The sequence below is a fragment of the Sphingorhabdus sp. SMR4y genome (assembly GCF_002218195.1).
Taxonomy (GTDB): domain Bacteria; phylum Pseudomonadota; class Alphaproteobacteria; order Sphingomonadales; family Sphingomonadaceae; genus Parasphingorhabdus.
Map to the genome: position 1 here is coordinate 583,378 of NZ_CP022336.1, position 22,381 is coordinate 605,758.

At 56.8% G+C, this 22,381-nt stretch carries 21 protein-coding genes; 11 read left to right on the forward strand and 10 right to left on the reverse strand.

What is annotated here, in order from left to right:
* Positions 1-165: 165 nt before the first annotated feature.
* On the reverse strand, positions 166-1,293 hold the full coding sequence (gene prfB / locus SPHFLASMR4Y_RS02745; protein ID WP_089132194.1) for a peptide chain release factor 2: 1,128 nt from the start codon (positions 1,291-1,293) through the stop codon (positions 166-168).
* A gap of 270 nt (positions 1,294-1,563) precedes the next feature.
* On the opposite strand from prfB, the gene SPHFLASMR4Y_RS02750 reads away from it, so the two are divergent.
* Genes SPHFLASMR4Y_RS02750 through SPHFLASMR4Y_RS02765 form a run of 4 tightly spaced genes read left to right on the forward strand, consistent with a single transcriptional unit; the run spans position 1,564 to position 5,498 of the window.
* Positions 1,564-2,961, forward strand: coding sequence for a circularly permuted type 2 ATP-grasp protein (locus SPHFLASMR4Y_RS02750; protein WP_089134636.1), 1,398 nt, complete (start codon positions 1,564-1,566; stop codon positions 2,959-2,961).
* A gap of 13 nt (positions 2,962-2,974) precedes the next feature.
* Entirely contained in the window at positions 2,975-3,925 is a 951-nt protein-coding gene (locus SPHFLASMR4Y_RS02755; protein ID WP_089132195.1) for an alpha-E domain-containing protein, read from the forward strand.
* Between the two features lie 2 nt (positions 3,926-3,927).
* On the forward strand, positions 3,928-4,728 hold the full coding sequence (locus SPHFLASMR4Y_RS02760) for a transglutaminase domain-containing protein (RefSeq protein WP_089132196.1): 801 nt from the start codon (positions 3,928-3,930) through the stop codon (positions 4,726-4,728).
* A gap of 32 nt (positions 4,729-4,760) precedes the next feature.
* The gene (locus tag SPHFLASMR4Y_RS02765; RefSeq protein WP_089132197.1) at positions 4,761-5,498 is read left to right on the forward strand and encodes a peptidase; all 738 of its coding nucleotides are present in this window, start codon (positions 4,761-4,763) and stop codon (positions 5,496-5,498) included.
* On the opposite strand, the gene SPHFLASMR4Y_RS02770 is transcribed toward SPHFLASMR4Y_RS02765, so the two are convergent.
* Positions 5,495-7,516 (reverse strand): GMC family oxidoreductase N-terminal domain-containing protein, encoded by a 2,022-nt coding sequence (locus SPHFLASMR4Y_RS02770; protein ID WP_260807047.1) that lies wholly within the window; start codon positions 7,514-7,516, stop codon positions 5,495-5,497. The two genes, SPHFLASMR4Y_RS02765 and SPHFLASMR4Y_RS02770, sit on opposite strands and share 4 nt — an antisense overlap.
* Positions 7,517-7,545: 29 nt before the next feature.
* Positions 7,546-8,595, reverse strand: coding sequence for a YncE family protein (locus tag SPHFLASMR4Y_RS02775; RefSeq protein ID WP_186266030.1), 1,050 nt, complete (start codon positions 8,593-8,595; stop codon positions 7,546-7,548).
* A 144-nt stretch (positions 8,596-8,739) separates the two neighbouring features.
* Between SPHFLASMR4Y_RS02775 and SPHFLASMR4Y_RS02780 the strand changes: the two genes are divergently transcribed.
* The 3 genes from SPHFLASMR4Y_RS02780 to SPHFLASMR4Y_RS02790 all read left to right on the forward strand — a co-directional run bounded on the left by SPHFLASMR4Y_RS02780 (position 8,740) and on the right by SPHFLASMR4Y_RS02790 (position 11,460).
* A complete protein-coding gene (locus SPHFLASMR4Y_RS02780; RefSeq protein WP_089132200.1) occupies positions 8,740-9,318 on the forward strand; it encodes a hypothetical protein in 579 nt (192 codons plus the stop codon).
* Positions 9,319-9,321: 3 nt separating this feature from the next.
* On the forward strand, positions 9,322-10,038 hold the full coding sequence (locus SPHFLASMR4Y_RS02785; RefSeq protein WP_260807048.1) for a hypothetical protein: 717 nt from the start codon (positions 9,322-9,324) through the stop codon (positions 10,036-10,038).
* A gap of 117 nt (positions 10,039-10,155) precedes the next feature.
* Complete coding sequence (locus SPHFLASMR4Y_RS02790; RefSeq protein ID WP_089132201.1) at positions 10,156-11,460, forward strand: FAD-dependent oxidoreductase; 1,305 nt, start codon at positions 10,156-10,158, stop codon at positions 11,458-11,460.
* A 19-nt stretch (positions 11,461-11,479) separates the two neighbouring features.
* Here SPHFLASMR4Y_RS02790 and SPHFLASMR4Y_RS02795 read toward each other — a convergent pair whose 3' ends face one another.
* Entirely contained in the window at positions 11,480-12,832 is a 1,353-nt protein-coding gene (locus SPHFLASMR4Y_RS02795) for a PD-(D/E)XK nuclease family protein (RefSeq protein ID WP_145955446.1), read from the reverse strand.
* Between the two features lie 70 nt (positions 12,833-12,902).
* Entirely contained in the window at positions 12,903-13,796 is an 894-nt protein-coding gene (locus SPHFLASMR4Y_RS02800; protein WP_089132203.1) for an alpha/beta fold hydrolase, read from the reverse strand.
* Positions 13,797-13,876: 80 nt separating this feature from the next.
* On the opposite strand from SPHFLASMR4Y_RS02800, the gene SPHFLASMR4Y_RS02805 reads away from it, so the two are divergent.
* Positions 13,877-15,619, forward strand: coding sequence for an N-acyl-D-amino-acid deacylase family protein (locus SPHFLASMR4Y_RS02805; RefSeq protein WP_089132204.1), 1,743 nt, complete (start codon positions 13,877-13,879; stop codon positions 15,617-15,619).
* 57 nt (positions 15,620-15,676) lie between these two features.
* Here SPHFLASMR4Y_RS02805 and SPHFLASMR4Y_RS02810 read toward each other — a convergent pair whose 3' ends face one another.
* The 3 genes from SPHFLASMR4Y_RS02810 to dnaN all read right to left on the reverse strand — a co-directional run bounded on the left by SPHFLASMR4Y_RS02810 (position 15,677) and on the right by dnaN (position 18,484).
* Entirely contained in the window at positions 15,677-16,762 is a 1,086-nt protein-coding gene (locus tag SPHFLASMR4Y_RS02810; protein ID WP_089132205.1) for an alpha-amylase, read from the reverse strand.
* 66 nt (positions 16,763-16,828) lie between these two features.
* Positions 16,829-17,302: a hypothetical protein gene (locus SPHFLASMR4Y_RS02815; RefSeq protein ID WP_089132206.1), complete on the reverse strand. Its 474-nt coding sequence runs from the start codon at positions 17,300-17,302 to the stop codon at positions 16,829-16,831.
* A gap of 66 nt (positions 17,303-17,368) precedes the next feature.
* Positions 17,369-18,484 (reverse strand): DNA polymerase III subunit beta, encoded by a 1,116-nt coding sequence (dnaN, locus tag SPHFLASMR4Y_RS02820; protein WP_089132207.1) that lies wholly within the window; start codon positions 18,482-18,484, stop codon positions 17,369-17,371.
* Between the two features lie 228 nt (positions 18,485-18,712).
* Here dnaN and SPHFLASMR4Y_RS02825 point away from each other — a divergent pair, with 228 nt between their 5' ends.
* Genes SPHFLASMR4Y_RS02825 through rlmN form a run of 3 tightly spaced genes read left to right on the forward strand, consistent with a single transcriptional unit; the run spans position 18,713 to position 21,129 of the window.
* Entirely contained in the window at positions 18,713-19,357 is a 645-nt protein-coding gene (locus SPHFLASMR4Y_RS02825) for a histidine phosphatase family protein (RefSeq protein WP_089132208.1), read from the forward strand.
* Positions 19,354-19,848 (forward strand): hypothetical protein, encoded by a 495-nt coding sequence (locus SPHFLASMR4Y_RS02830; RefSeq protein WP_186266031.1) that lies wholly within the window; start codon positions 19,354-19,356, stop codon positions 19,846-19,848. Before SPHFLASMR4Y_RS02825 ends, SPHFLASMR4Y_RS02830 begins: the two co-directional genes overlap by 4 nt.
* Positions 19,849-19,881: 33 nt before the next feature.
* On the forward strand, positions 19,882-21,129 hold the full coding sequence (gene rlmN / locus SPHFLASMR4Y_RS02835) for a 23S rRNA (adenine(2503)-C(2))-methyltransferase RlmN (RefSeq protein ID WP_186266032.1): 1,248 nt from the start codon (positions 19,882-19,884) through the stop codon (positions 21,127-21,129).
* On the opposite strand, the gene SPHFLASMR4Y_RS02840 is transcribed toward rlmN, so the two are convergent.
* Positions 21,126-21,515: a RidA family protein gene (locus tag SPHFLASMR4Y_RS02840; RefSeq protein WP_089132210.1), complete on the reverse strand. Its 390-nt coding sequence runs from the start codon at positions 21,513-21,515 to the stop codon at positions 21,126-21,128. The genes rlmN and SPHFLASMR4Y_RS02840 overlap by 4 nt on opposite strands.
* 119 nt (positions 21,516-21,634) lie before the next feature.
* Positions 21,635-22,174, reverse strand: coding sequence for an outer membrane protein (locus SPHFLASMR4Y_RS02845; RefSeq protein WP_089132211.1), 540 nt, complete (start codon positions 22,172-22,174; stop codon positions 21,635-21,637).
* Between the last annotated feature and the right edge of the window lie 207 nt (positions 22,175-22,381).

The window sequence follows — 22,381 nt, forward strand, 5'->3', positions numbered from 1 at the left end:
CCATAAGGAATGGATCATGGCGCGGTTATTTGCGACACCATCAAGGACGTGTCCGGGGGCAGGGCAATTATGGTGACCGTTTGCGCCGAGCCGGTCGAAGCATATTCAAGGTGACAGACACATCTTCTACAGGCTCAGAGCGATCGAAACGAGCGGATGATATCCTCAGTCGACGTCTTCGACATCAACCGCTTCGCCGGTCACTTTCTGGGCCAGTGTCGCGGCAATGAAGTCATCGAGCGCGCCGTCGAGCACATCGCCCGGAGCGCTGCTGGTGTGACCGGTGCGCAGATCCTTGACCATCTGATAGGGCTGGAGGACATAGCTGCGGATCTGGTGGCCCCAGCCGATCTCGGTCTTGGCTTCATATTCGCCCGAGGCTTCGGCCTCGCGGCGCTGCAACTCGGCTTCGAAAAGACGCGCTTTCAGCATGCCCATCGCGGTGGCGCGGTTCTTGTGCTGGCTGCGGTCATTCTGGCTGGCGACGACAATTCCCGTGGGCTGATGGGTGATCCGGACGGCGCTGTCGGTGGTGTTGACGTGCTGGCCGCCGGAGCCGGAAGCGCGATAGGTGTCGATCTTGAGGTCGCTCTCGTTGATCTCGACCTCGAAGCTGTCGTCGATCACAGGATAGACCCAGACGCTCGAGAAACTGGTGTGGCGTTTGGCGGCACTGTCATAGGGCGAGATACGCACCAGCCGGTGAACACCGCTTTCTGTCTTGGCATAGCCGTAGGCATTCTCGCCCTTGACCTCGATGGTGGCCGATTTGATGCCCGCCTGGTCGCCCGCCTGATAGTCGACCATGGTGACCTTGTAGCCGCGCGCCTCGGCCCAGCGCTGGTACATGCGGAGCAGCATTTCGGCCCAGTCCTGGCTTTCGGTACCGCCGGCGCCTGCATGAATTTCTATATAGGTGTCTAGACCGTCGGCTTCGCCGGACAGCAGTGCCTTGACCTTGTCGCGATCGGCGCGGGTGGCGAGTTTCTCGAGTGTGGCAACGCCTTCGTCGGCCAGGCCGGCATCGCCTTCTTCCTCGGCCATTTCGATAAATTCGAGCGCGTCGTCGCGTTCCTGCTGGATTTCCTGCGCGGCGCCGATCGATTCATCGAGGCGGCGACGTTCGGTCATGACGGCCTGGGCAGCGTTCTGGTCGTCCCACAGGGTCGGATCCTCGACCCGGGCGTTGAGCTCGTCGAGACGGCGCAGGGCAACATCCCAGTTGAGTGCGGTTTTGATCAGGGAAAGTGCAGCGTCGATCCGGTCGACATAGGCTTGCGCGTCGGCACGCATGATAATCTCCAAACTAGTCGGAGCAGCGATTAGACGATATCGGCGGGAAGTAAAGTATTGTGAGTAGAGGCGAAGGCGCCTGAGGGCAGATCGAAATTGTCCCGGTTCGCAGGCAGGCAGCGCATTTTTCGCTACTCTACCCCGATATGCGATAAACTTGCGGCAGGATTTCCCTATTTCCTTTGCTTCCCGATCGCTGTTCCGTTAGCCTTGCTGCGGGAGGACAGGTTTTCACGCTTCGCTTGAGGGGGAATTTGCTTGTTCGATGAAATGCTGGGTAGCGGGGACGACATCCGGCCTCCCTACCAGGACTATAAAAACTGGCTTGATCAGGAAAATGTCAAGCGCCTGCACCGCAAATCCGCTGATGCGGAAGCTTTTTTCCGGAAAACCGGGATTACTTTCAATGTTTACGGAGAAGATGAAGCCGACGAACGGCTGATTCCGTTCGACGTCGTGCCGCGGGTGCTGTCAGCGCGCGAATGGCGCAAGCTGTCAAAAGGGATCGAGCAGCGGGTCCGCGCAATCAATGCTTTTCTCTATGACATTTATCATCGGCAGGAAATATTGCGGGCGGGCAGAGTGCCGGTTGAGCTGATCGCCAATAACGAGGCGTTTCTGCCGCAGATGATTGGCGTTAATCCGCCCGGCGGCATATACACCCATATTATCGGTACCGATATCGTGCGGACCGGTGACGAAGAATTCTACGTGCTCGAGGATAATGCACGGACCCCGTCGGGGGTCAGCTATATGCTGGAAAATCGCGAAACCATGCTGCAGATGTTTCCCGAGCTGTTTGCCAGGATCAAGGTGCAGGAAGTCAGCAACTATCCCGGGCAGTTGCGGCGTTCGCTTGCCGCCTGCGCTCCGCCGCAATGCGAGGGAAAACCGGTCGTCGCGGTGTTGACACCGGGGATTCACAACAGCGCTTATTTCGAACATAGCTTTCTGGCCGACCAGATGGGCGTTGAACTGGTTGAAGGCCATGATCTCAAGATTGTCGACGGTCGTGTCGCAATGCGAACCACCGAAGGCTATACCGCGATTGACGTACTGTACCGCCGGATCGACGATGAATATCTCGACCCGCTCAATTTCAATCCGCAGTCCATGCTTGGCGTGCCGGGAATATTCGATGTCTATCGGTCAGGTGGCATCACCATCGCCAATGCACCCGGAACCGGAATATCCGATGACAAGGCACTGTACAGCTATATGCCGGACATCGTCGAATTTTATACCGGCGAGAAGCCGCTGCTGGAAAATGTTCCAACCTGGCGCTGTTCGGAAAAAGACGAACTGGCCTATGTGCTGGATCATCTCGAAGAGCTGGTCGTCAAGGAGGTGCACGGATCGGGGGGCTATGGCATGCTGGTCGGTCCGGCGGCGTCGAAGAAGGAAGTCACCGCCTTCCGGGCCAAGCTGATCGACAATGCCAGCAATTACATCGCCCAGCCGACTCTGGCACTCTCCACGGTCCCGATCTTCACGAAAAAAGGGCTGTCGCCGCGTCATGTCGACCTCCGGCCGTTTGTTCTCGTCTCTTCCAACGGTATCAATATCACGCCGGGCGGTCTGACCCGGGTGGCCATGACCAAGGGTTCGCTGGTCGTGAACAGCAGCCAGGGCGGAGGCACCAAGGACACCTGGGTGCTGGAAGAATGAGGGAGCATATCTGATGCTGGGAAAAACAGCCGCCAGTCTGTTCTGGATGTCGCGCTATCTCGAGCGTGTGGAAAATAGCGCCCGTTTCATCGAAGCGGGATTCCGGATTGCGCTGACCCGTTCTGCTTCGGCGAGTGACGAATGGTCGTCGGTGCTTAAATCCTCCGGCGTGCTGCAAGCTTATCGGCGCAAGCATGATGATTTTGATTCCGTCAATGTTATCGATTTTCTGCTTCGCGATCGAGACAATTCGGGCAGTGTCATGGCGTTGATGAAAAAAGCGCGGGATAGTGCGCGAACGGCGAGAACCGCGCTGACCAGAGAGGTTTGGGAAGCGACGAACGAGAGCTGGATCACACTGAAAGCCGCGATGGCCAAGCCGGTCAAGGAGCAGGACCTGCCCGACACATTGGGGCTGATCCGGCAGCAAAGCGCCTTGGTGCGGGGAGCCACGCTCGGCACGATGTTGCGCAATGACGGGTTCAATTTTCTCAGGCTGGGCGGCTTTCTGGAGCGGGCTGACAGCACCGCTCGCATTCTGGATGTGAAATATTATCTGCTGCTGCCATCGGTCGCGCTGATCGGGTCATCGGTCGACAATGTCCAGTGGGAGACGATTTTGCGATCGGTTTCGGCACATCGTTCTTTTCGCTGGCTGAACGGTCCGGACATTAGCGCGCAAGCCGTCGCGGACTATCTGATTTTGCACAGGCAAATGCCGCGTTCTCTGACATTCTGTTACGCCAAGATCAGCGATAATCTGAATTACCTCGACCAGAATTACGAGACCAAAAGTCGCTCTGGCGAACTGGCGGACGAGATCTGCAACGATATATTGAGTCGGCCAATCGAGGCGATTTTTGAATATGGACTGCACGAATATATTTCTGATTTCATACGGGCAAACAATCAGCTCGCCGCGCAGATCGAGACGGATTTCAATTTTCAGGACAGGGCCGGATAATCATGCTGCTGAAGATCAATCACGAGACACGCTATGTATATGACGCTCCGGTGCAATATGCCTTGCAGCAAGTGCGTCTGCGGCCGAAGCAGCGGCCCGGGCAGGAAATCCGAAACTGGGGCATCGAGATCGACGGCGGCCAGGTGGAGCTGTCTTTCGAAGACCAGCATTGCAATCATGTCGACCTGATCAGCATTGAGCGGGGGCGGACGGATATTGCGATCCGATGCACCGGCGAGGTTGAAAATAGCGATGGTAGCGGCATACTGGGATCGCATTCGGGCTTTGCGCCGCTCTGGTATTTCAAGGGGGCGACCGATCTGACCAGGCCGGGATCGCAAACCAGGAAGCTGGTCAAGGCGCTCGGCGATGATTTTGAGAGCGATGTTGCCAAGCTGCATGCCCTGTCGGCTGCTATCATAAATAAAGTCGCCTATCAGACGGGCAAAACGAATGCCGAGACCGAAGCCGAAACTGCGCTCAAGGCAGGCGAGGGTGTCTGTCAGGATCACAGTCACATATTCTGCACCGCTGCGCGCTTGCTGGGATTTCCGGCCCGCTATGTTTCCGGCTATCTGATGATGACCGATCGGGTGGAACAGGATGCAACCCATGCCTGGGCAGAGGCGCATGTCGAGGGACTGGGTTGGGTCGGTTTTGACGTCTCCAATGGCTATTCGCCCGACGAGCGCTATGTACGCATCGCGACCGGCCTCGATTACCGGGAAGCATCGCCGATTTCCGGACTGCGATTTGGACCGGGAAGCGAAGATATGATTGTCACGCTGCAGGTTCAGCAGTAATCCGGCCTTCAAGCTAGATCAGGGATTTAAAAATGACTTATTGCGTAGGCCTGCGGATGAAACGCGGCCTTGTCTTCATGTCCGATACACGCACCAATGCGGGCGTAGACGATATCGCCCAGGTGAAAAAGCTGACCAGTTGGGAAGTGCCGGGCGAACGGGTCATCACCTTGCTTTCGGCGGGCAATCTGGCGACGACGCAGGCGGTGATCAGCTTGCTGGACGAGCGCGGCAAGCACCCCGACGAGAGAAATCCTTCAATCCTGCAGGCTCCTTCCATGTTCCAGGTCGCCACGATCATCGGCGAGACCTTGCGGGAGGTGGTTAAAACCTATGCCCGAGAAGGGCAGGAATCCAAGTCTCCTTTTGGCGCCACGCTCATTCTAGGCGGCCAGATCAAGGGTAGCGACCCGAGGCTGTTCCTGATCTACCCTGCCGGCAACTTTATCGAGGCCAGCGATGACAGCCCGTTTTTCCAAAGTGGCGAAACGAAATATGGCCGTCCCATTCTGGTTCGCGGTTTCGATCCGGAAATGTCTTTCGAAAATGCAGTGAAACTGTTGCTGGTCTCTTTCGACTCGACGATCCGCGCCAATCTGGCGGTGGATTTGCCGCTCGACATGCAGGTTTATGAAGCCAACAGTTTCGCGATAAGCCGACAGCAGCGGATCGAAAAGGACGATCCCTATTTCCAGTCCATATCGACCGGCTGGGGCGATGCATTGAAAAATGCCTTTCAGTCGCTGCCGGATTTTGCTTTCAAAGACTAGCCGAAGCGTCTTTTTCCCGCCATTGCCCGGTGCGCCATCGCCATCGTTGTCAATTGCGCGTTGACGCGAATGCAACTGGGCATCACGCTGGCATCCGTGACGTAGCAATTGGTCGTGTTGTGAACCCGCTGGTTGAGGTCGACGACACCCTTGTGCGGGTCCTCGTTGATCCCGTTGCCACCATGGGGATGTGAGCTCGACAGCACGACGTCATCCGGCTCGACAATGGCTTTTTCGTAAAAGGCATCAATTGCGGCATGGCTCATGTCGCTGGTCAGCGTTTGGCCGCGAAGCAGGGCAGGGTAGACTTCGACCGCTCCGTTGAGAAAATGGACCTTGGTCATGGTTGCCAGTGCGCGGCGTAACAGTGCCAGCTCCTTCTCTCCAATCTTCAGCTTGAGCTTCCCGTCTTTCATATGGCCGAGTCGGTCGGCCGGGAACAGGACACCGGCCGAGACCAGCCGGCTATAATTTCTCATCCGTTCATAATGGTCTTCGAACCAGCCCGGCACCAGCATGGCCATGCTCATGGGCGGCTGGAAATGGCTTTCGATCAGGAAGTCACCGCGATCAATATAGGTGGCCATCTGGTCTTCGTCCCAGGCGTTGACCTTTGTGCCTTCGGGCATCAGAGCGACGACGGGACAGGCAATATTGAGCGAGATATTGCTGCCCGATTGCAGGATGCCGCTATTGTACAACAGGTTGCTGGAGGCCAGAGCGCCCGCGGCCACGACCACGCCCTTGCGGGCCCGAATGACCCGCTTGCCGCCGCCCTTCAGGTTGATCTTGACGGCATCGGCGATCCGTTTGCCATTGGCCCCCTCGGCCCAAAGAATTTCGGTTGCTTCGGCCCGGTCCAATATCCGGGCGGGCTTGCTGCGGGCATCGCCGGTCGCGTGTGACAGGTAACTTTCCGGCATTGCCTTTTTCCGGCCATAAGGGCAGCCGGTGTTGCAATAGCCACAATAGATGCACTCGCTGTCCGGCGTGGGCGGACCATAATTTTTGCGAAACCACGCGGTAATCGCGGTCTTGTCCCTCGGGTCGCTCGATTGTGCTGCATATTTGTTCCAGCCGTCGATCAGATGGGGCCCATTGTTGCGACCGGTGATCGTGTCGATTTGAGAGACATTGAGCGTCTGCTCGATCGCATCATAGCTGGCAGCCAGGCTGGTTTCGCTTATCGGCGCGCCCAGCCGGGCCCATGTTTCGTAAACATCTTCGGCCTCCGGGTGGACCAGACCGGCCTGTTTCATGCGCAGGCAGATACCGTTGTTGATGACGGTAGAACCGCCCACCACGCGGCCCTGAAACACGATGATGTCACGGTCGGCCGTGGTCTGTAGCCCGCCGTCCTTGAACAGCCGCGCGGTCATCCGGGCTTCTTCATGGGTCAGGCGCGACGATGGGTAATGGCTGCCGGCTTCGATGATGAGAGCTTCATGTCCCTCGTCGGCGACGGCCGCCGCAGCGACAGCGCCACCGGCACCCGAGCCGATCACGATGACATCGGTTTCTTCCGGAACTGCGCCATGGCCGACAAAGACTTTTGCGGTCAGATCACGGTGCGTCTCCCGCCGGACGGGCCGCTCGCCCGGAGCCGACCGGTCGCGCTGCGCCGGCAGTTCGAAATTCAGGTCGGCGAAGATCGGATTGTCGAAATTCTCCTCTTCGTCTCCATGGTGCCAATGACCATAATAGCCCGCGAGAATGACACCCTTGGTGCGGGCAATGTCCTGAAGGAAATCGATCCGCGATTTCTGCAAGCGTCTGCTGATCAGCTTCTTGCGGATCCGCGGGGTCGCTGCGAGAAAAAACGGGCCACCGAGAACCGCCAGCAGCCCATAGAGCGCCAGACGGATTTCATCCGGCTTCTTGCCGTCGATATTGGTGAAATGTTCCTGCAGGTTGTCGACCACCTGATCGGCTGAAATCGCCATTTTCCGATTGTAGAACAGCGCCTCTGCCATGGCCTTTATCATCAAAGCCTGCAGTCGGTTAAACGGCTTTTTCAACTTTCATCTCCCAAGGTGCGACCCGGGATTTATTGTATCTGGTTTGCGGCTCTATCTCGTGCCGGGGCGATGCCAAGGCCGTCTCCGTCGCTACCGACCTGGAAGCGCCGGACGACCCGAGCAGCGGCAAGATCGACTTCGGCAACCATATCGGGTCCGGTTTCGGCAACATAGAGCTTGGTTCCGTCCGGTGAAAAGAGGATGGTGACCTGTTGTGAATCGGCAGTTCCGCTGATGTTGATCGTGCCGGTCGCCTTGCGCGTCTCTACGTCATAGAGACCGAGCGCGCCGTCTCTCAGGTTGGACGTGATTGCGGTCTTGCCATCGGGGCTGATGGCGACGCGGATCGGAAATTTTCCCGTCTCGATCGTGGCCAGTTGTTCAAGCGTCCGGGCATCGAAAACGCGCAATATGTCGCCGCGACGGTCGGCGACCCAGACGCTAGCCCCGTCGGGCGTGATTGCCAATCCTTCCGGTTCGGTGCCTGCTGGCAGGTCGGCGATCTTTTCTGCTGCAGCCAGGTCAAGCACGCTCACCGTCCCGGATTGCATATTGCTGACAAAGGCGCGCGACTTGTCCGGTGTGACGACCAGCATGTGGCTGCGTTTCTGACCGGTCGCTATGACCGAAATCGCGCGTTGCCGGGTTTCGCCATCCGGCGGAGAAACGATGGTTATATTGTCGCTGCCTTCGGTCGTCGTGATGATCCGGCCGTCGTCAAGCCATGTTATGCCATGCGGACGCTGGCTCGGCGCAAGCGATATTGTCTCGATCCGCTCTCTGGCTGCGATGTCAAAAATATCGATCGTCTCACCGCCGTAGGAGACAATTGCTGCGAGCTGGCCATCGGGTGACATGGCAATTTCGTGCGGCTGATGTCCGGTGTCCCGGCGCGCGATTTCCTTGCCGCTCGCGAGATCGATGAAGCTGAGGCTGTCTTCAGACTTGTTGCCGACCAGCAATGTTCCGGAAGCTTTTTCTGAAATCGGTTCGGCGCGGACAGCAAGATGGTCATTGCACGCCGAGGCAGAGGCGAGGAGAAATATCGCCGAACAGAGACATGCAATTTTCTTGGTCATTGTCCAACCCATCCTATCTTTTAGCGCACGATAACAGGATATTACGCTTTTTCTATCCCTGTTTTCGAAACAGATGTGACGAAGGCCACTGCTCAGGCCCGGAAATATGGTAGGATATAATCTGATGGCCAAGGAGGGTTTGTCATGCGTCTAAAAATTCACCGTATCAGCGCAACATTGGTCTCCGCGACTCTGATCGCCGCACTCGCGGCTCCGTCACCCGCGATGGCTCAATTTGGCGGGCTGTTCAAAAAGCCGCCGGTTGCCAGTCGGACAACCGGCGAAAAGACCGGAGACGATGGTTGTGCCACGGAGCCAAAAAGCTCGATCGGTAAATCAATACTGGGCAATATGATCGGCGATTTTACGCGACGGGCAACACAGAATATGGGCGTCGCCGGTTCCTATATTCCGCGGGCGGAAGTGGCAGACACGCTGACCAATTCCATCGCATGCCGGCTGGACCCGGATGAGCAGTTGCAGGCAGCCGAGGCCACGCGAAGCGTGACCCGTTCCGAACAGCTGGGGGTAACGGCCCAGTGGACCAGCGAGACCCGCCCCGGCGTGTCGGGCAGTTCCACCGCAACCGGCAAGTCACAGGCGGCGGACGGTACAAGTTGCATGACCATCACAGATATTGCTATCGTCGATGGCGAAGAAACCCGTGTGTCCAAGCGGATGTGCAAAGCTCCCGGAGAAACACGATATGCAGTCGTGGCGTGAAACATGAAAAAAATGATTAGAACCGCTATCATCGTCGCCTCGTTTCTGACCGTGGGAGCGACCGACGTGAAGCCCGGCATGGACCCGGAAAACCCGACCTGCCCGATCGCTCCGAACTGGTCGTCCAATCCGAAAATGGAGCTGACCCCGAAAATGGTCGGCGATACCAAGATATTGCTGGCCGAAGGGGCTGTTGATGCCGGCCTTCCGGACCGGATGCGAAAGATGCTGTCGGATAATCCGGACATATCCGAAATCTGGCTGCGCTCGTCCGGCGGCAACGCGAGAGCCGGCAATGAAACCGGTCGTGTGATCCGGCAAGCTGATGCGCTGATCATCACCCGTATTCCCCAGGGCTGGACCTGTTTCAGCGCCTGCAATTTTGTGTTCATGGGTGGCAGGGCCCGGATCGTCGAACCCGGCGCGCATTTCATGGTGCATATGTTCACCATGACCAACGACCGCAATGCGATCAACTACAGCATAGAAATGGGCACGGATTCAACCGTCGGCCTGATCGGCGAAGTCGAGCAGCAGAGCGCGCTGCTGGCGACCGAGGATAATGATTTCCTTATTCGCATGGGTGTGTCGCGGAAATTATTGTCCGAGATCATGTACCGGACCAATGCGGTCAAGACCGAGGACGGCGACGGATCGACGCGGCGCTGCCTGACCAACGAGGAAGCGCTGCGCTATAATGTCGCCAATGTCGGTGGCTAGCCTGTGTGGCGCCATAGTCCGGCCTCATGAAAATGACAGCGCCCTTTTTCTTTTCTTTTGAAATTATGACGTTAGCATGACCGCATAATCGGGCGACCTAATGGGGGAGGCAGAACGATGCGTCATATTGCGATCATAGGATCGGGACCAGCAGGCTATTATTCCGCGGAAGCGGCGCAGAAGAAATTCGGCGAGGACGTCGCGGTCGACATTATCGATCGCCTGCCTGTTCCTTTCGGCCTGATCCGCACCGGCGTCGCACCCGACCATCAGTCGATCAAGGCGGTGTCACGGCGTTACGAAAAGACCAATCTCGGCGACAATGTACGCTTTGTCGGGAATGTCACGGTCGGTGATCAGGTCAGTGTTGCCGAATTGCAGGATCTTTATGATGCTGTGGTGCTGGCGACCGGTGCGCCGAATGACCGCGTTCTCGATATTCCAGGAAGCGATCTTCCGGGGGTCATCGGCAGTGCCGCCTTTGTCGGCTGGTATAACGGCCACCCGGATTTCAAGGATCTTGCTCCGCCGCTCGACGCCACATCGGTAGCCATCATCGGCAATGGCAATGTCGCGCTGGATGTGGCGCGGATATTGGCGAAGACCGAGGATGAATTTGCCGGCAGCGATATTGTCGGTCACGCGCTCGACGCGCTGAAGGACAGCAAGGTCGAAAAGATCACATTTCTCGGCCGCCGCGGTCCGCACCAGATTGCCATGACGCCTAAGGAACTGGGGGAACTTGGGCAACTGGAACGCGCCATGCCGCATGTCGCGGCCGAGGATTTTCCCGATATTGGTGACGATGCGATGCTGGAGCCCGGCATGCGGAAATCGGTTACCCATTTGCGTGATTTTCTCACGCTCGATAGCGAAGGAACGGACAAGCCGGTCAAGATATCCTTCGATTTCTTCGCCATGCCCGTGGAGATACAGGGCGATGGAAAGGTCGAGAAAATGATTGTCGAGAAAACCGCTCTGGACAAGGACTTGCGTTCTCAGGGAACCGGAGAGCGCTATGAACTCGATTGCCAGATGGTGGTGAGCTGCATCGGTTACCGCACGCCGCCGATCGAGGGCGTGCCCTATGAGCATGGCCGCGGGCGCTTCGCCAATAGCGAGGGCCGGATATTGCCAGGCCTATATTGCGTCGGCTGGGCGCGGCGCGGGCCGTCGGGAACAATCGGCACCAACAAGCCGGACGGCTTCGCGATCGTCGACGCGATCGCCGAAGATATCGGCGCGGGGGGACGCAAAGAAGGCCGCGCAGGGCTTGATCGTCTGTTTGCAGAACGCGGGGTCGAGGCGGTCACTTTTCGCGACTGGAAGAAAATCGAGGAAGCCGAAATCGCCCGCGCCAGAGAAGGCTCCCCGCGCGAGAAATTCACCGATATCGCCGATATGATCGCGGCGCGGGATTAGCCGATGCGATAGACGCCGACTATTCTATTTCGATCGAATCAGTGTTTTCAGAAATTTTGTTGGGGCTTACTGTCTCGGGACTCACTCTTTCTTGTGAAAGTTTTGGTGGCGGTGGTGCCCACTGCCTTAGATGCTGGCCAACGGACTCATAGAAATGGGGAACCGAGGATTCCAATTCTTGGATTATTGTCCTCGTTTGACCAAAACGGTTTCCCAAATCTACCGGCATGATTACGTCGAAACCGACGACTGTCATTTTCCCCTTATCTTCGCCAATCCTATCGGGGTTTTCCCTCAGTTCACTCAACGGCAGCTGCGTGGAAGGTGATGAACCAGGCCAGTACATTCGAATGTGCGCCTTTGAGTCGGCCTGTTTTGGTATTTGTCTCAACAACCAATTTAGGCGAGCCTTGTTTGATACCTTATCGCCAGGCGCTTTCAAATACATAGAATTTAGGATGGAGCGTCGACGTAGATCAACAATCACGGACATGGGAGCGGCAGCATCGGGGACGTCCAAATTTATACACAATGCTTGCTTCGAAACGAGCTCTTTCACATCGCTCTCGAACTTTGCGCCCGGACTAGCCGATTCCGCGCGAGAAAGTTTCTCACGTACAAACGTTCCGAGCTGGCGGCTTAGAATGAGACTCAAATCTTTGGTTTCTTGTTGCCACGCCTCTACGACGGAATTGAGGTCGTCATTGCGTACCAATTTTCCTCCGGCTTGTACCAACGCACATACGGCACTCCATGCTTTGGGCATTTGCGAAAAACCTTCCACACCTGCACTAGGGTGGCTGATAAACCGCAGGAATTCCTTAAGAATATTCGCTTGCTCTTCATCTTCAATATCTTGGTTTGCGGTCAGCAATCGGGCGACAGTCATGATCTGCATCCAAGAGAGGTGATAGAGTTCGATACCCTTTAATTTTGTAGAAGCAATCTTGACCGGATGATGATCAGGAACAGTCGCAAACTGATTTGAGATCGTTATGACTGCGTCAATTTTCTTGGATTTCGCAATTTCCAAATAGCGCTCTAACTGATCGTTCGAAATTTCGGATTTACCTACTTTGGCTTCGACGAGCGCAGTCCATGTACGCTTACCAGTTTGCAATATTATCAATCCATCTGGCCGACCAAGTTTTTTATCAGTCAGATTGTTGAAATTCACTTCTGTGAAGGTTGATATCGTGGTTGTGGTCCCAATTCTTTGTCCAAGTGACGCAAACAGATTCTGAGAAAAATCTCGTACGAACGTGAGCGTTGAAAGAAAGATTGAAAGTGTTCTGCCTTCTTTAGACGTGTCTGCCAGAATAGGGAATAAACGTGCACGTTGTGGGTTCATCAAATCTGGAAGGTCAGCCATCTTGCTCTCCGTGTTATTTGGAACGTTTTAGCTGTCGAGGACTATAACTCAATCTAAATTACTAGTTCCATTAGCCCGTCAACCACTTCCGCAAAATCGCGTTGACCTTCTCCGGGGCTTCCTGCTGCACCCAGTGGGAGACTCCGGGCAGGCGGTGCAGTTCGAGATCGGGCACCCACTCTTCGGTGCCGTCGGTGCAGCGGATGTCGATCGCGGTGTCTTCCTCGCCCCAGATCATCAGCGTCGGGATGTCGACCATGCCATCGCCAATATTCCGAGCGTCGCTGGTGCGGAGCAGGGCGCGATAATAGTTGATCATTGATCGCAGCGCGCCGAGTCGGCTGGCGGCGTCGGCATAGACTTGCAATTCCCGGTCCGGAAAGCGGCTCTTGTCGATAGCCATTTTGGCAAAGGCCTGTTTGACCGGCCGAGCCGTGTCTCTGCCGAGCATTTTCTCCGGCAGCCAGGGCAGCTGGAAGAAGAAAATATACCAGCTCTTCTTCAGCTGATACCAGTGTTTCATTTCCCGCTGCGCGCATTTGGGGTGGGGGACGTTCATGATCACGAGGCGGGTCAGCGGCCGGATTTTCAGGATTGCGAAATGCCATGCGATGATCGCGCCCCAGTCATGGGCAATCAGGGTGACGTCTTCCGCGCCGCTGGCATCGATCAGCGCCGCGACGTCCTGCACCAACATGTTCAGCCGATAGCATTCCATGCCCTCCGGCTTGCTGGAACCGCCATAGCCGCGCAGATTGGGCGCCCAGACGGTATAGCCCATGTCAACCAGAAGCGGTATCTGGTGCCGCCATGAATAGTTCAGTTCCGGAAAGCCGTGCAGACAGAGTGCCAGTTTTCTGCCGCTGCCGGCTTTTGCGACTTCAAATGTCTGACCATTGGCCTCGACCCAGTGGATCGAAATGCCGCTCGCCGGATCGGGCTGCCATGATTTTTCCTCTGCCATGGAGCAGAGAGTAACAGCAGATTGCTTTAATCATCCAGTTAAATCTGCTAAGCATGCCAAAAATATAAAGGAGAGACTCGATGCATGATTTGGTAATTCGCGGCGGTACAGTGGTCGACGGCACGGGCGGCGCGCCATTTGTGGCCGATGTGGCAATCGATGGGGATCGCGTTTCCCTGGTCGGAACCGTGGCGGCGCAGGGCCGCGAAGAGATTGATGCATCGGGAAAATTTGTCACCCCTGGCTTTGTCGACGTCCATACCCATTATGACGGGCAGGCGACCTGGGACGATGAAATGGCGCCTTCAAGCTGGCACGGCATTACCACCGTCATCATGGGCAATTGCGGGGTCGGCTTCGCGCCGGCGCGTCCTGACCGTCACGAGTGGCTGATCAATCTGATGGAAGGCGTCGAGGATATTCCGGGCACCGCGCTGGCCGAGGGCATGAGCTGGAACTGGGAAACCTTCCCTGAATATCTGGACGAGCTGGAAAAAATGCCGCGTACGGTCGATGTTGCAACCCATGTGCCGCATGGCGCGGTTCGTGCTTATGTGCTGGGTGACCGGGAGAAACCCGGCGCAGTGCCGACCGATGATGAAGTCGAGCAGATGTCAAAGATTGTCGAAGACGGCCTGAAAGCGGGGGCGCTCGGTTTCTCCACTTCGCGGACCATATTGCATCGCAGCATTGATGGCGAGCTCGTGCCCGGCACGACCGCGACCAAAGAAGAGCTGATCGGCATAGGCCGGGCGATGGGCCGGGTCGGCTATGGCGTGTTTGAAATGGCTAGCGATCTCAACAAGGAATGGGACGAATTTGGCTGGATGGGTGACCTCAGCCGCGAAACCGGAATGCCGGTGACCTTTGCGGCGCTGCAATCGATCGCCAAGGATCAGTCGCTGGACGAGCAGATCGCCAATATGCGCGCGGAAAATGATAATGGCGCCAATATCGTTGCGCAGATCGCGCTGCGCGGTAACGGCATCGTCATGGCGTGGCAGGGCACGGTGCACCCCTTCGTCCGTCACCCGAGTTGGATGGCGATGGAGGAGCTGAGCTGGGACGAAAAATATGCCAGACTGAAGGACCCCGCGTTCAAGGCGCAACTGCTGAGCGAAACCGCCGAAATGCCGGAACAGGTCGATATGGTGCCGGTATTCATGATCGTTACTCAGGGGTGGGCAGCGCAGTTCGAAATGGACGAGGATTTCGATTATGAGCCAACGGCCGATGAAAGCATCGCCGCGCGGGCGGAAGCGGCAGGCAAATCCGGCGCGGAATATGCCTATGACCTGATGATGGGAGATGAAGGCAAGGGATTTATCTATCTGCCTCTGCTCAACTATATGGATGGCAATCTCGATTTCCTCGAGACGCTGCAACAGGCGGACGACACGGTGAACAGCCTGTCCGACGGTGGCGCGCATTGCGGGACGATCTGCGATGCGGCCAGCCCGACCTTCATGCTGGAACATTGGGTGAAGAACCGCAAGCGCGGCACGATCAGCCTCGAACATGCGATCAAGCGGCAATGTCTGGATACGTCACGGCTCTATGGTCTGAACGATCGCGGGGTTCTGAAACCAGGCTATTTGGCGGACGTCAACGTGATCGACATGGAACGGATCAAGCTCGGCAAACCCTGGCTGGCTTTTGATCTGCCGGCCGGCGGCAAAAGGTTGCTGCAAAAAGCGGACGGCTATGATTATACGATCAAGTCGGGGCAAGTGACATTCAAGGGCGGCGTGGTGACCGACAAGCGTCCCGGTGGTCTGATCCGTGGCCCGCAAGCTGTGGAGATGCGGGAAGCGGCGGAATAAGCCGATCTGAAAACAGTAGATCATGCTCCGCGCCTGAAACGCGGAGCACGTCTTGGCCTAGAAGGCTTTCTGCCAGCCGACCGTCAACATCCAGTCACCGGTCAACTGCGGACCATTGACATTCTGATAGATCGGCGCGCCGAGTTCGATGCCGAGCCGGTGGCCGACCAGCGCGCCATGGGTGGCGACAAAATTGATACCGCCGAGAAGATCAATTCGCTCCCCTCCGGAAAAGTCCGGATTGGCGGTTTGTACCGGACCCATGACATCCGGGTTCAGACCATTGATGCGACCCGTCGATTGCGCGCGGACGCGGCCCGACAGGCTGATCCATTGCGCGGGCAGGTAACTGGCCCAGAGTGATCCCTCGTGGACATCGCCCAGACGGTAGCCATTGTCATTGGTGCCGGTGCGGATGGTCCCGGCATATTGGGCGCCGAAACTCCACTTCCCCATCCATTGTTTGAGCGTCAGAGCCGGCTTCAAATCCCATGTGCCGGAGCCGCTCTGCATGCCATAGGGCATGGTCATCGTCATCTGCATGTTCATCGGGGACAAGCTTTGCCCGGTTTCACCGATGGAACCGGTCGGCATGCCGACGACGGCCCGCAGATTGAGTTCGGTTCCGTTTTCACTGGTGGCCGGTTTTTGTCCGAGCAGCGGGAATATGGCGCCGGCGCTGATGTCGCCAATGCCCTTCGGATTGGTCTGGAATTTTCCCAGCACCGTCGTCCCGCTTGGTCCCGCATAGGTCCTGATCGTCGATTCCCTTTCGCTATAAGGCAGCATGGCGACCAGCGTGATCCAGTCGGCGGGCGAATACATGGCCCCCGGCATTACCATGTCTTTGGACATCATCTGGGGCGCCAGCCGCAAGGTGGGTGGCTGCATTGGCATTCCGGCAAAGCGGTTGGGAATCGTGGTCACGATGGCATCACTGCTGATGCTGTCGGTGCCGATCTGATTGCCCGACATCTCCATGTGCATATAGCGCAGCGAGAACATAATCTCGCCTTTCTTGTGCGTATGGTCAGCGGAAACACCGATCGGTGCATGGTCATCGGCCCGCACATCATGCGCGAGGGTGGGCGAGGCGAGGGTGCAAGACGCAATCATTGCGCCTGCAAAAGCGAGTTTCTTCATGAAAATTTCCTGTAAAAATCTGAACGCAGGGGGTGCGGACAAGCACACTGCAAAAAGGTAATAGGTTCAGATGCTTACTGGCGGCCCAGTCGCTGGCGGAATGTTGATCCGGTTGCGCAGCGCGAAACGCCGAGGTTCGGAGGGGGCGGGAATGGCAGGTGCCAATGCAGAAATGTCCAAATCCAGTGCCGTGGAAGCGAGCCCAACGGATGCTCCACCCGCAAAAGCACAGGCAGAGGGTGATTCTTCGGTCTCGGGATTTGGACTCTGATCATCCAGTTGGCCGTAGACCAGAGAGAGCAATTCGAAATCCGGGTTGTCCGGCGCTACCACCAGCTTGCTGCCGGGATGCCCTGAACAGAGTTCTATCGCAAATCCGCTGGCGGATCGGGTGGGCATGAAACCCTGCGGCGCGAGCGCGCTTACCAGAATAGCGAGCAACGCGAAGGCGTGGATCGCTGGCCTGGTCTTGAGAAACCGGAAGAGAGAGAAGGGCCGGGTCATGATCAATTCGGGCGCTATATTGCGCGGTGCAAGCAAATGCCAGTCTCCTGGATGATATTGATCAGGTCCGAAGAACCGGAGCAATTAATGCTTGCCCGGAAACTAAACCCGCATCGGCATCAGAACGTACAACGCAGTAGACTTGTCATTCTCACGAATGAGCGTCGGTGCACTGGCGTCGGCAAGGTGCAGTTCGACGGTGTCGCCTTCGATCTCGCCGAGAATGTCCATCAGATATTTCGAGTTGAAACCGATTTCGAAGACATCGTCATTATAGGAGCCGGGCACTTCTTCTTCGGCCTTGCCATTTTCCGGCGAGGTGACGGAGAGCGTGATCTTGTCATCGCCGAGCGCCATTTTGACAGCACGGGTCTTTTCGGTGGCGATGGTCGAAACGCGGTCGACACCCTGGGCGAAGCTTTTGGCATCGATCTTGAGCAGCTTGTCATTCCCGGTCGGAATGACCCGGGTGTAATCGGGGAATGTACCGTCGATCAATTTGCTCGTCAGGATCGCGGTGCCCAATGTAAAACGGATCTTGCTTGCCGACAGGTCGACCTGCACCGAAGATTCGCTGTTCTCGTCGAGCAATTTGCGCAATTCATTGACGCATTTGCGCGGAACAATCACATCCGGCATGCCTTCTGCTCCGTCGGGACGGGGCAGGGTAACGCGGGCCAGACGGTGGCCGTCGGTGGCGGCGGCTTTCAGGACCGGCGTTTCCTCATCCTGTACGTGCAGGAAAATGCCGTTGAGATAATAGCGGGTTTCCTCGGTCGAGATCGCGAAACGGGTCTTGTCTATGATCTGGATCAGCGAGGATGCGGGCAGTTCGAAACTGGTGGGCAAATCGCCCTCGGCGATGACCGGAAAATCGTCGCGCGGCAAGGTCTGCAAATTGAAGCGGGCACGTCCGGCGTTGACCTTCATCTTGCCGTCGGCGGCGTCCAGTTGCACCTGAGAGCCGTCCGGCAGCTTGCGGGCAATGTCGAACAAGGTGTGAGCGGAAACGGTGGTGGATCCGGCGGTCTCGACCTGGGCCTCGACGGTTTCGACGACCTGAAGATCGAGATCGGTTGCCATCAGCTTGATGCTGCCGTCGGCACTGGCTTCGATCAGCACGTTGGAGAGAATGGGGATGGTGTTGCGCCGTTCAACCACGGACTGGACATGCCCCAGGCTCTTTAGCAATGCCGCGCGTTCAATGGTCGCTTTCATAAACCGTCCTTCTTGTTCCCGATCGTCCGTGAAAATTCTCGTGGAAAAGACTCTCCACTGGTTCACAGATAGTTCAGCGCTTCATTAACAATAAAGTGCCGCAGGGCAAGCCTGATCGCCGTCCGAGGCCGATAATGCCGTGAAAAACTGTGGAAAAAAGCATCAAGGCGGCTAAAGCCGCAGAGACAGGGGATGGATTTGGCCATTTCGGGACGGAACAGGGTTAATATGAGCGGCATTGATACCAAGGGAAAACGACTGTTTATCGCACGGCATGGCGAGACCATCTTCAATCTGGCTGGGCGGCTGCAGGGCGATCATGTCCACACGCCGCTCACCCGAACCGGTTTTGCCCAGGCCGACGAGATGGGCAAGGCGCTGGCGCGTCATCTGGCGAACGAGCGACTGGAACTTGATCTGATCGCCTCCAATACTGACCGGGCGCTGCAGACACTCTCGGTGATAGCCGAGCATGTCGGTGCAGACTGGCATCAGGCGCGCAGTGACGAGCGGCTTCGCGAGATCGACATGGGCGAATGGGGCGGGGCTTGGTATCGCGATCTCGCCGGTCAACTGGAAATCGACGAGGCCGAACGGCTTTTTGTCACCGTCGCTCCCGGTGGGGAAGATTATCGGGCGATCGCCAGACGGCTCGAACATTGGCTGGCAGAGCAGGAATTCGTCCGCGATGCGGTTCTGATCAGCCATGGCATGACCAGCCGGGTGTTGCGCGGCCTGCTTGTCGGTGCCGATCCGCACCCGCGGTTCGATGCGCCGATTGCCGAAGGTTTGCCCCAGGGGTCCATCGTTCAGATCAGGGACGGGGTTGAAGAGGTCATTCACCTTGGCGGGGGCGAGGGGGAGAAGGCTTGAAAAAGCAGTATATCCTTCTCGGTCTGGCGGCTTCTATTTTATCGATCCCGGCGATCGCCAAGGATTCTCTGGGTATTTTTAACAGTTGGGGCGCGTTCCGCGATCCGGAAATTCCGCGTTGCTATGCGATTGCGGAATCAGAGGAGATCAGGGGCAAGGCGGAACGGAAATCCTTCGCGACCGTGGGTTTCTGGCCCCGTCGAGAGATCAGGCGGCAATTTCACGTGCGGCTGAGCCGGGACCGGTCTACCAACAGCCGGCTGATGGTCAGTATCGCGGGACGCCGTTTCCAGTTGACCGCTACCCGATCGGACGGCTGGTCACAGGACAAGCGGATGGATGCCGCGATAATTGCCGCGATCCGTTCGTCCACCAGCATGACCGTCGAAAGCGTCGGTCGGGACGGCAAGCCGATTGTTGATGCCTACCGGCTGCGCGGCGCAGCGACGGCGATTGATGCCGCCTCTTTGGGTTGTTCGCGGTTGCGGTAGATTTTCTCCGGGACTCACCCTATATGCGCTCCCATGCAGATTCCCGGCCATATTGATCCCGTTCCCTTGCCCGCCAAGGTCACCCCGCGCGCCGACGGTCGCGTCGACCTGATTGGTCTCAGCGTTGCGGAGATCCGCGACGTGCTGATCGCTGCCGGTCTCGAGGAAAAACAGGGGAAATTGCGCTCCAAGCAGTTGTTCCACTGGATGTACCATCGCGGCATCAGCGATTTTGCGCTGATGACCGATATGAGCAAGACGTTGCGACCGTGGCTCGCAGAGCGCTTTGTGATCGGGCGGCCGGAAGTTGTCGAAGCGCACCTGTCTGAAGACGGCACAAGAAAGTGGTTGCTGCGTTCTGCCGATGCGCAGGATTATGAAATGGTTTTCATCCCCGACGAGGATCGCGGGACGCTTTGCATTTCCAGCCAGGTCGGCTGTACGCTTAACTGTCGGTTCTGTCATACCGGGACGATGCGACTGGTTCGTAATCTGACCCCCGGCGAGATTGTCGGTCAGGTCATGCTGGCCCGCGACGCGCTGGGCGAATGGCCAAAAGGCGTGATGGACTTTGCCGACGACGAGGAGACGGAAAACACCAAAGTCTATAATCAGGCCTATAAGTCCGATGGACGACTGCTCACCAATATCGTGCTGATGGGCATGGGCGAGCCCTTGTACAATTTTGACAATGTGCGCGATGCGATGAAGATCGTGATGGATGGTGACGGGCTCGCGCTTTCCCGCCGGCGGATCACCTTGTCGACCAGCGGTGTCGTGCCGATGATTGCCCGTGCGGGAGCCGAGATCAACGTCAATCTCGCGATTTCACTGCACGCGGTGAACAAGGAAACCCGGGACGAGATCGTCCCGCTCAACCGCAAATATTCGATCGAGGAACTGCTGCAGGCCTGCGCCGATTATCCCGGTGCCAATAACGCCCGGCGGATCACGTTTGAATATGTAATGCTGAAGGACAAGAATGACAGCGACCAGGATGCCCGGGAGCTCGTGAACCTGCTGCGCAATTACGATCTGCCGGCAAAGGTCAATCTGATCCCGTTCAATCCCTGGCCGGGTTCGGACTATGAATGTTCCGAGCCCGAACGGATCAAGTCCTTCTCGAAGATCATTTTTGATGCCGGCATTAGCGCTCCCGTCCGGACCCCGCGTGGCCGTGATATCATGGCGGCTTGTGGGCAGCTGAAATCGGCGAGCGAAAAGAAGAGCCGCGCCGAACTGGACCGACTGGCCGAAGAGAAGCAGGCGGCTCTGGGCTAGGCAGTCGCGATGACGTCGATTTCAACCATCAGGTCAGGCAGAGCGAGAGCCTTGACCTCCAGCGTTGTGTCTGCCGGATAGGGTGCTTTGAAATAGATTTTTCGCGCCTGTACGACCTTGGCAAAATTCTCCATGTCAGTCAGATAGATGGTGACCTTGATGATATTGTCGCGACTACTGCCTGCTGCGTGCAGAACACGGTCTATGTTGATGAAAACCTGACGCAACTGGGCATCGAAATCCGCGACTCCGATGACCTGCCCCTGTTCGTCTATTGCTGCCTGCCCTGAGAGGAAGAGCAGGTCTCCGGCGCGCCATGCAGGGGATATGGCGTAGGGTGCAAGCGGATCCGGATCGAGATTGATGACCTGTTTCTTGCCGCTCATGAAAATATCACTCCCTTTTCAGTCTTCTTTGGCAGAATAGAGTGCGAGTAATCAAGGCGTCATCAAAAAAGGGGCGGGCATCGCTGCCCGCCCCGTGTTTCAAGGTCAATCCGGCCGGACTAGAATTTCATGCCGAGGCTGACCAGACCCTGGTTGCGGGAAACGCCCGCTTCGTAGTTGCTGTAACGATATTCGCCGCGAGCAAACATATTGTCGCTCAACTGATATTCGATACCGGCACCAACGCGAACGCCGTCGCCATTATCACCACCCAGGCCGGGTGAGGAAACGCGAGCATTGGTGTAGCCAGCCTTTGCATAGAGCAGGGCGGTGTCGCCAACAACAACGCCAAGACGGCCGCCGGCGTACAGATCACGACCGGCTTCAATGCGGCCTGTCGCATCGGAAATGTTACCGGTGGATTCGGTTGCTTCCAGCTCGAGACCATAGACAATATTACCGGACTGCATATCATAGCCAAGCGTGGCGCCATAAAGGAAGCCGTCGACATTATCGATGCCGGCGATGTCAAGGTCAATATTATCATATCCAGCGATTGCTGTAGCTTTTACGCCGGAAAAATCGCCTTTTTCCTGAGCCAGTACGGGGGATGCAAGCACAGATGCTGCAATAGCGGCTGCTATTGTTACATTTTTCATTTTTATAGGTTCCTTGATTTTGCGAATAAACGACCGCTAAGTTTTTTAACTTATAATGTTCTTTCGCGGTCGCTTAGGCATATAAGTTTACAAACCTGAATGACAACTGCATGATTGCAATAAAATCGTAACAATCTTCATTCTCTCTGACTGTGTTGCTCTTCTACAACAGTTGGCGGCTGTAACGACAGGCTTGGCAAGAGCGAA

Excerpts from the sequence above, each read along its gene's own strand:
- prfB (WP_089132194.1), bottom strand. The coding sequence starts at position 1,293 with ATGCGTGCCGACGCGCAAGCCTATGTCGACCGGATCGACGCTGCACTT.
- SPHFLASMR4Y_RS02750 (WP_089134636.1), top strand. The coding sequence starts at position 1,564 with ATGCTGGGTAGCGGGGACGACATCCGGCCTCCCTACCAGGACTATAAA.
- SPHFLASMR4Y_RS02755 (WP_089132195.1), top strand. The coding sequence starts at position 2,975 with ATGCTGGGAAAAACAGCCGCCAGTCTGTTCTGGATGTCGCGCTATCTC.
- SPHFLASMR4Y_RS02760 (WP_089132196.1), top strand. The coding sequence starts at position 3,928 with ATGCTGCTGAAGATCAATCACGAGACACGCTATGTATATGACGCTCCG.
- SPHFLASMR4Y_RS02765 (WP_089132197.1), top strand. The coding sequence starts at position 4,761 with ATGACTTATTGCGTAGGCCTGCGGATGAAACGCGGCCTTGTCTTCATG.
- SPHFLASMR4Y_RS02775 (WP_186266030.1), bottom strand. The coding sequence starts at position 8,595 with ATGACCAAGAAAATTGCATGTCTCTGTTCGGCGATATTTCTCCTCGCC.
- SPHFLASMR4Y_RS02780 (WP_089132200.1), top strand. The coding sequence starts at position 8,740 with ATGCGTCTAAAAATTCACCGTATCAGCGCAACATTGGTCTCCGCGACT.
- SPHFLASMR4Y_RS02785 (WP_260807048.1), top strand. The coding sequence starts at position 9,322 with ATGAAAAAAATGATTAGAACCGCTATCATCGTCGCCTCGTTTCTGACC.
- SPHFLASMR4Y_RS02790 (WP_089132201.1), top strand. The coding sequence starts at position 10,156 with ATGCGTCATATTGCGATCATAGGATCGGGACCAGCAGGCTATTATTCC.
- SPHFLASMR4Y_RS02795 (WP_145955446.1), bottom strand. The coding sequence starts at position 12,832 with ATGGCTGACCTTCCAGATTTGATGAACCCACAACGTGCACGTTTATTC.
- SPHFLASMR4Y_RS02800 (WP_089132203.1), bottom strand. The coding sequence starts at position 13,796 with ATGGCAGAGGAAAAATCATGGCAGCCCGATCCGGCGAGCGGCATTTCG.
- SPHFLASMR4Y_RS02805 (WP_089132204.1), top strand. The coding sequence starts at position 13,877 with ATGCATGATTTGGTAATTCGCGGCGGTACAGTGGTCGACGGCACGGGC.
- SPHFLASMR4Y_RS02810 (WP_089132205.1), bottom strand. The coding sequence starts at position 16,762 with ATGAAGAAACTCGCTTTTGCAGGCGCAATGATTGCGTCTTGCACCCTC.
- dnaN (WP_089132207.1), bottom strand. The coding sequence starts at position 18,484 with ATGAAAGCGACCATTGAACGCGCGGCATTGCTAAAGAGCCTGGGGCAT.
- SPHFLASMR4Y_RS02825 (WP_089132208.1), top strand. The coding sequence starts at position 18,713 with ATGAGCGGCATTGATACCAAGGGAAAACGACTGTTTATCGCACGGCAT.
- rlmN (WP_186266032.1), top strand. The coding sequence starts at position 19,882 with ATGCAGATTCCCGGCCATATTGATCCCGTTCCCTTGCCCGCCAAGGTC.
- SPHFLASMR4Y_RS02840 (WP_089132210.1), bottom strand. The coding sequence starts at position 21,515 with ATGAGCGGCAAGAAACAGGTCATCAATCTCGATCCGGATCCGCTTGCA.
- SPHFLASMR4Y_RS02845 (WP_089132211.1), bottom strand. The coding sequence starts at position 22,174 with ATGAAAAATGTAACAATAGCAGCCGCTATTGCAGCATCTGTGCTTGCA.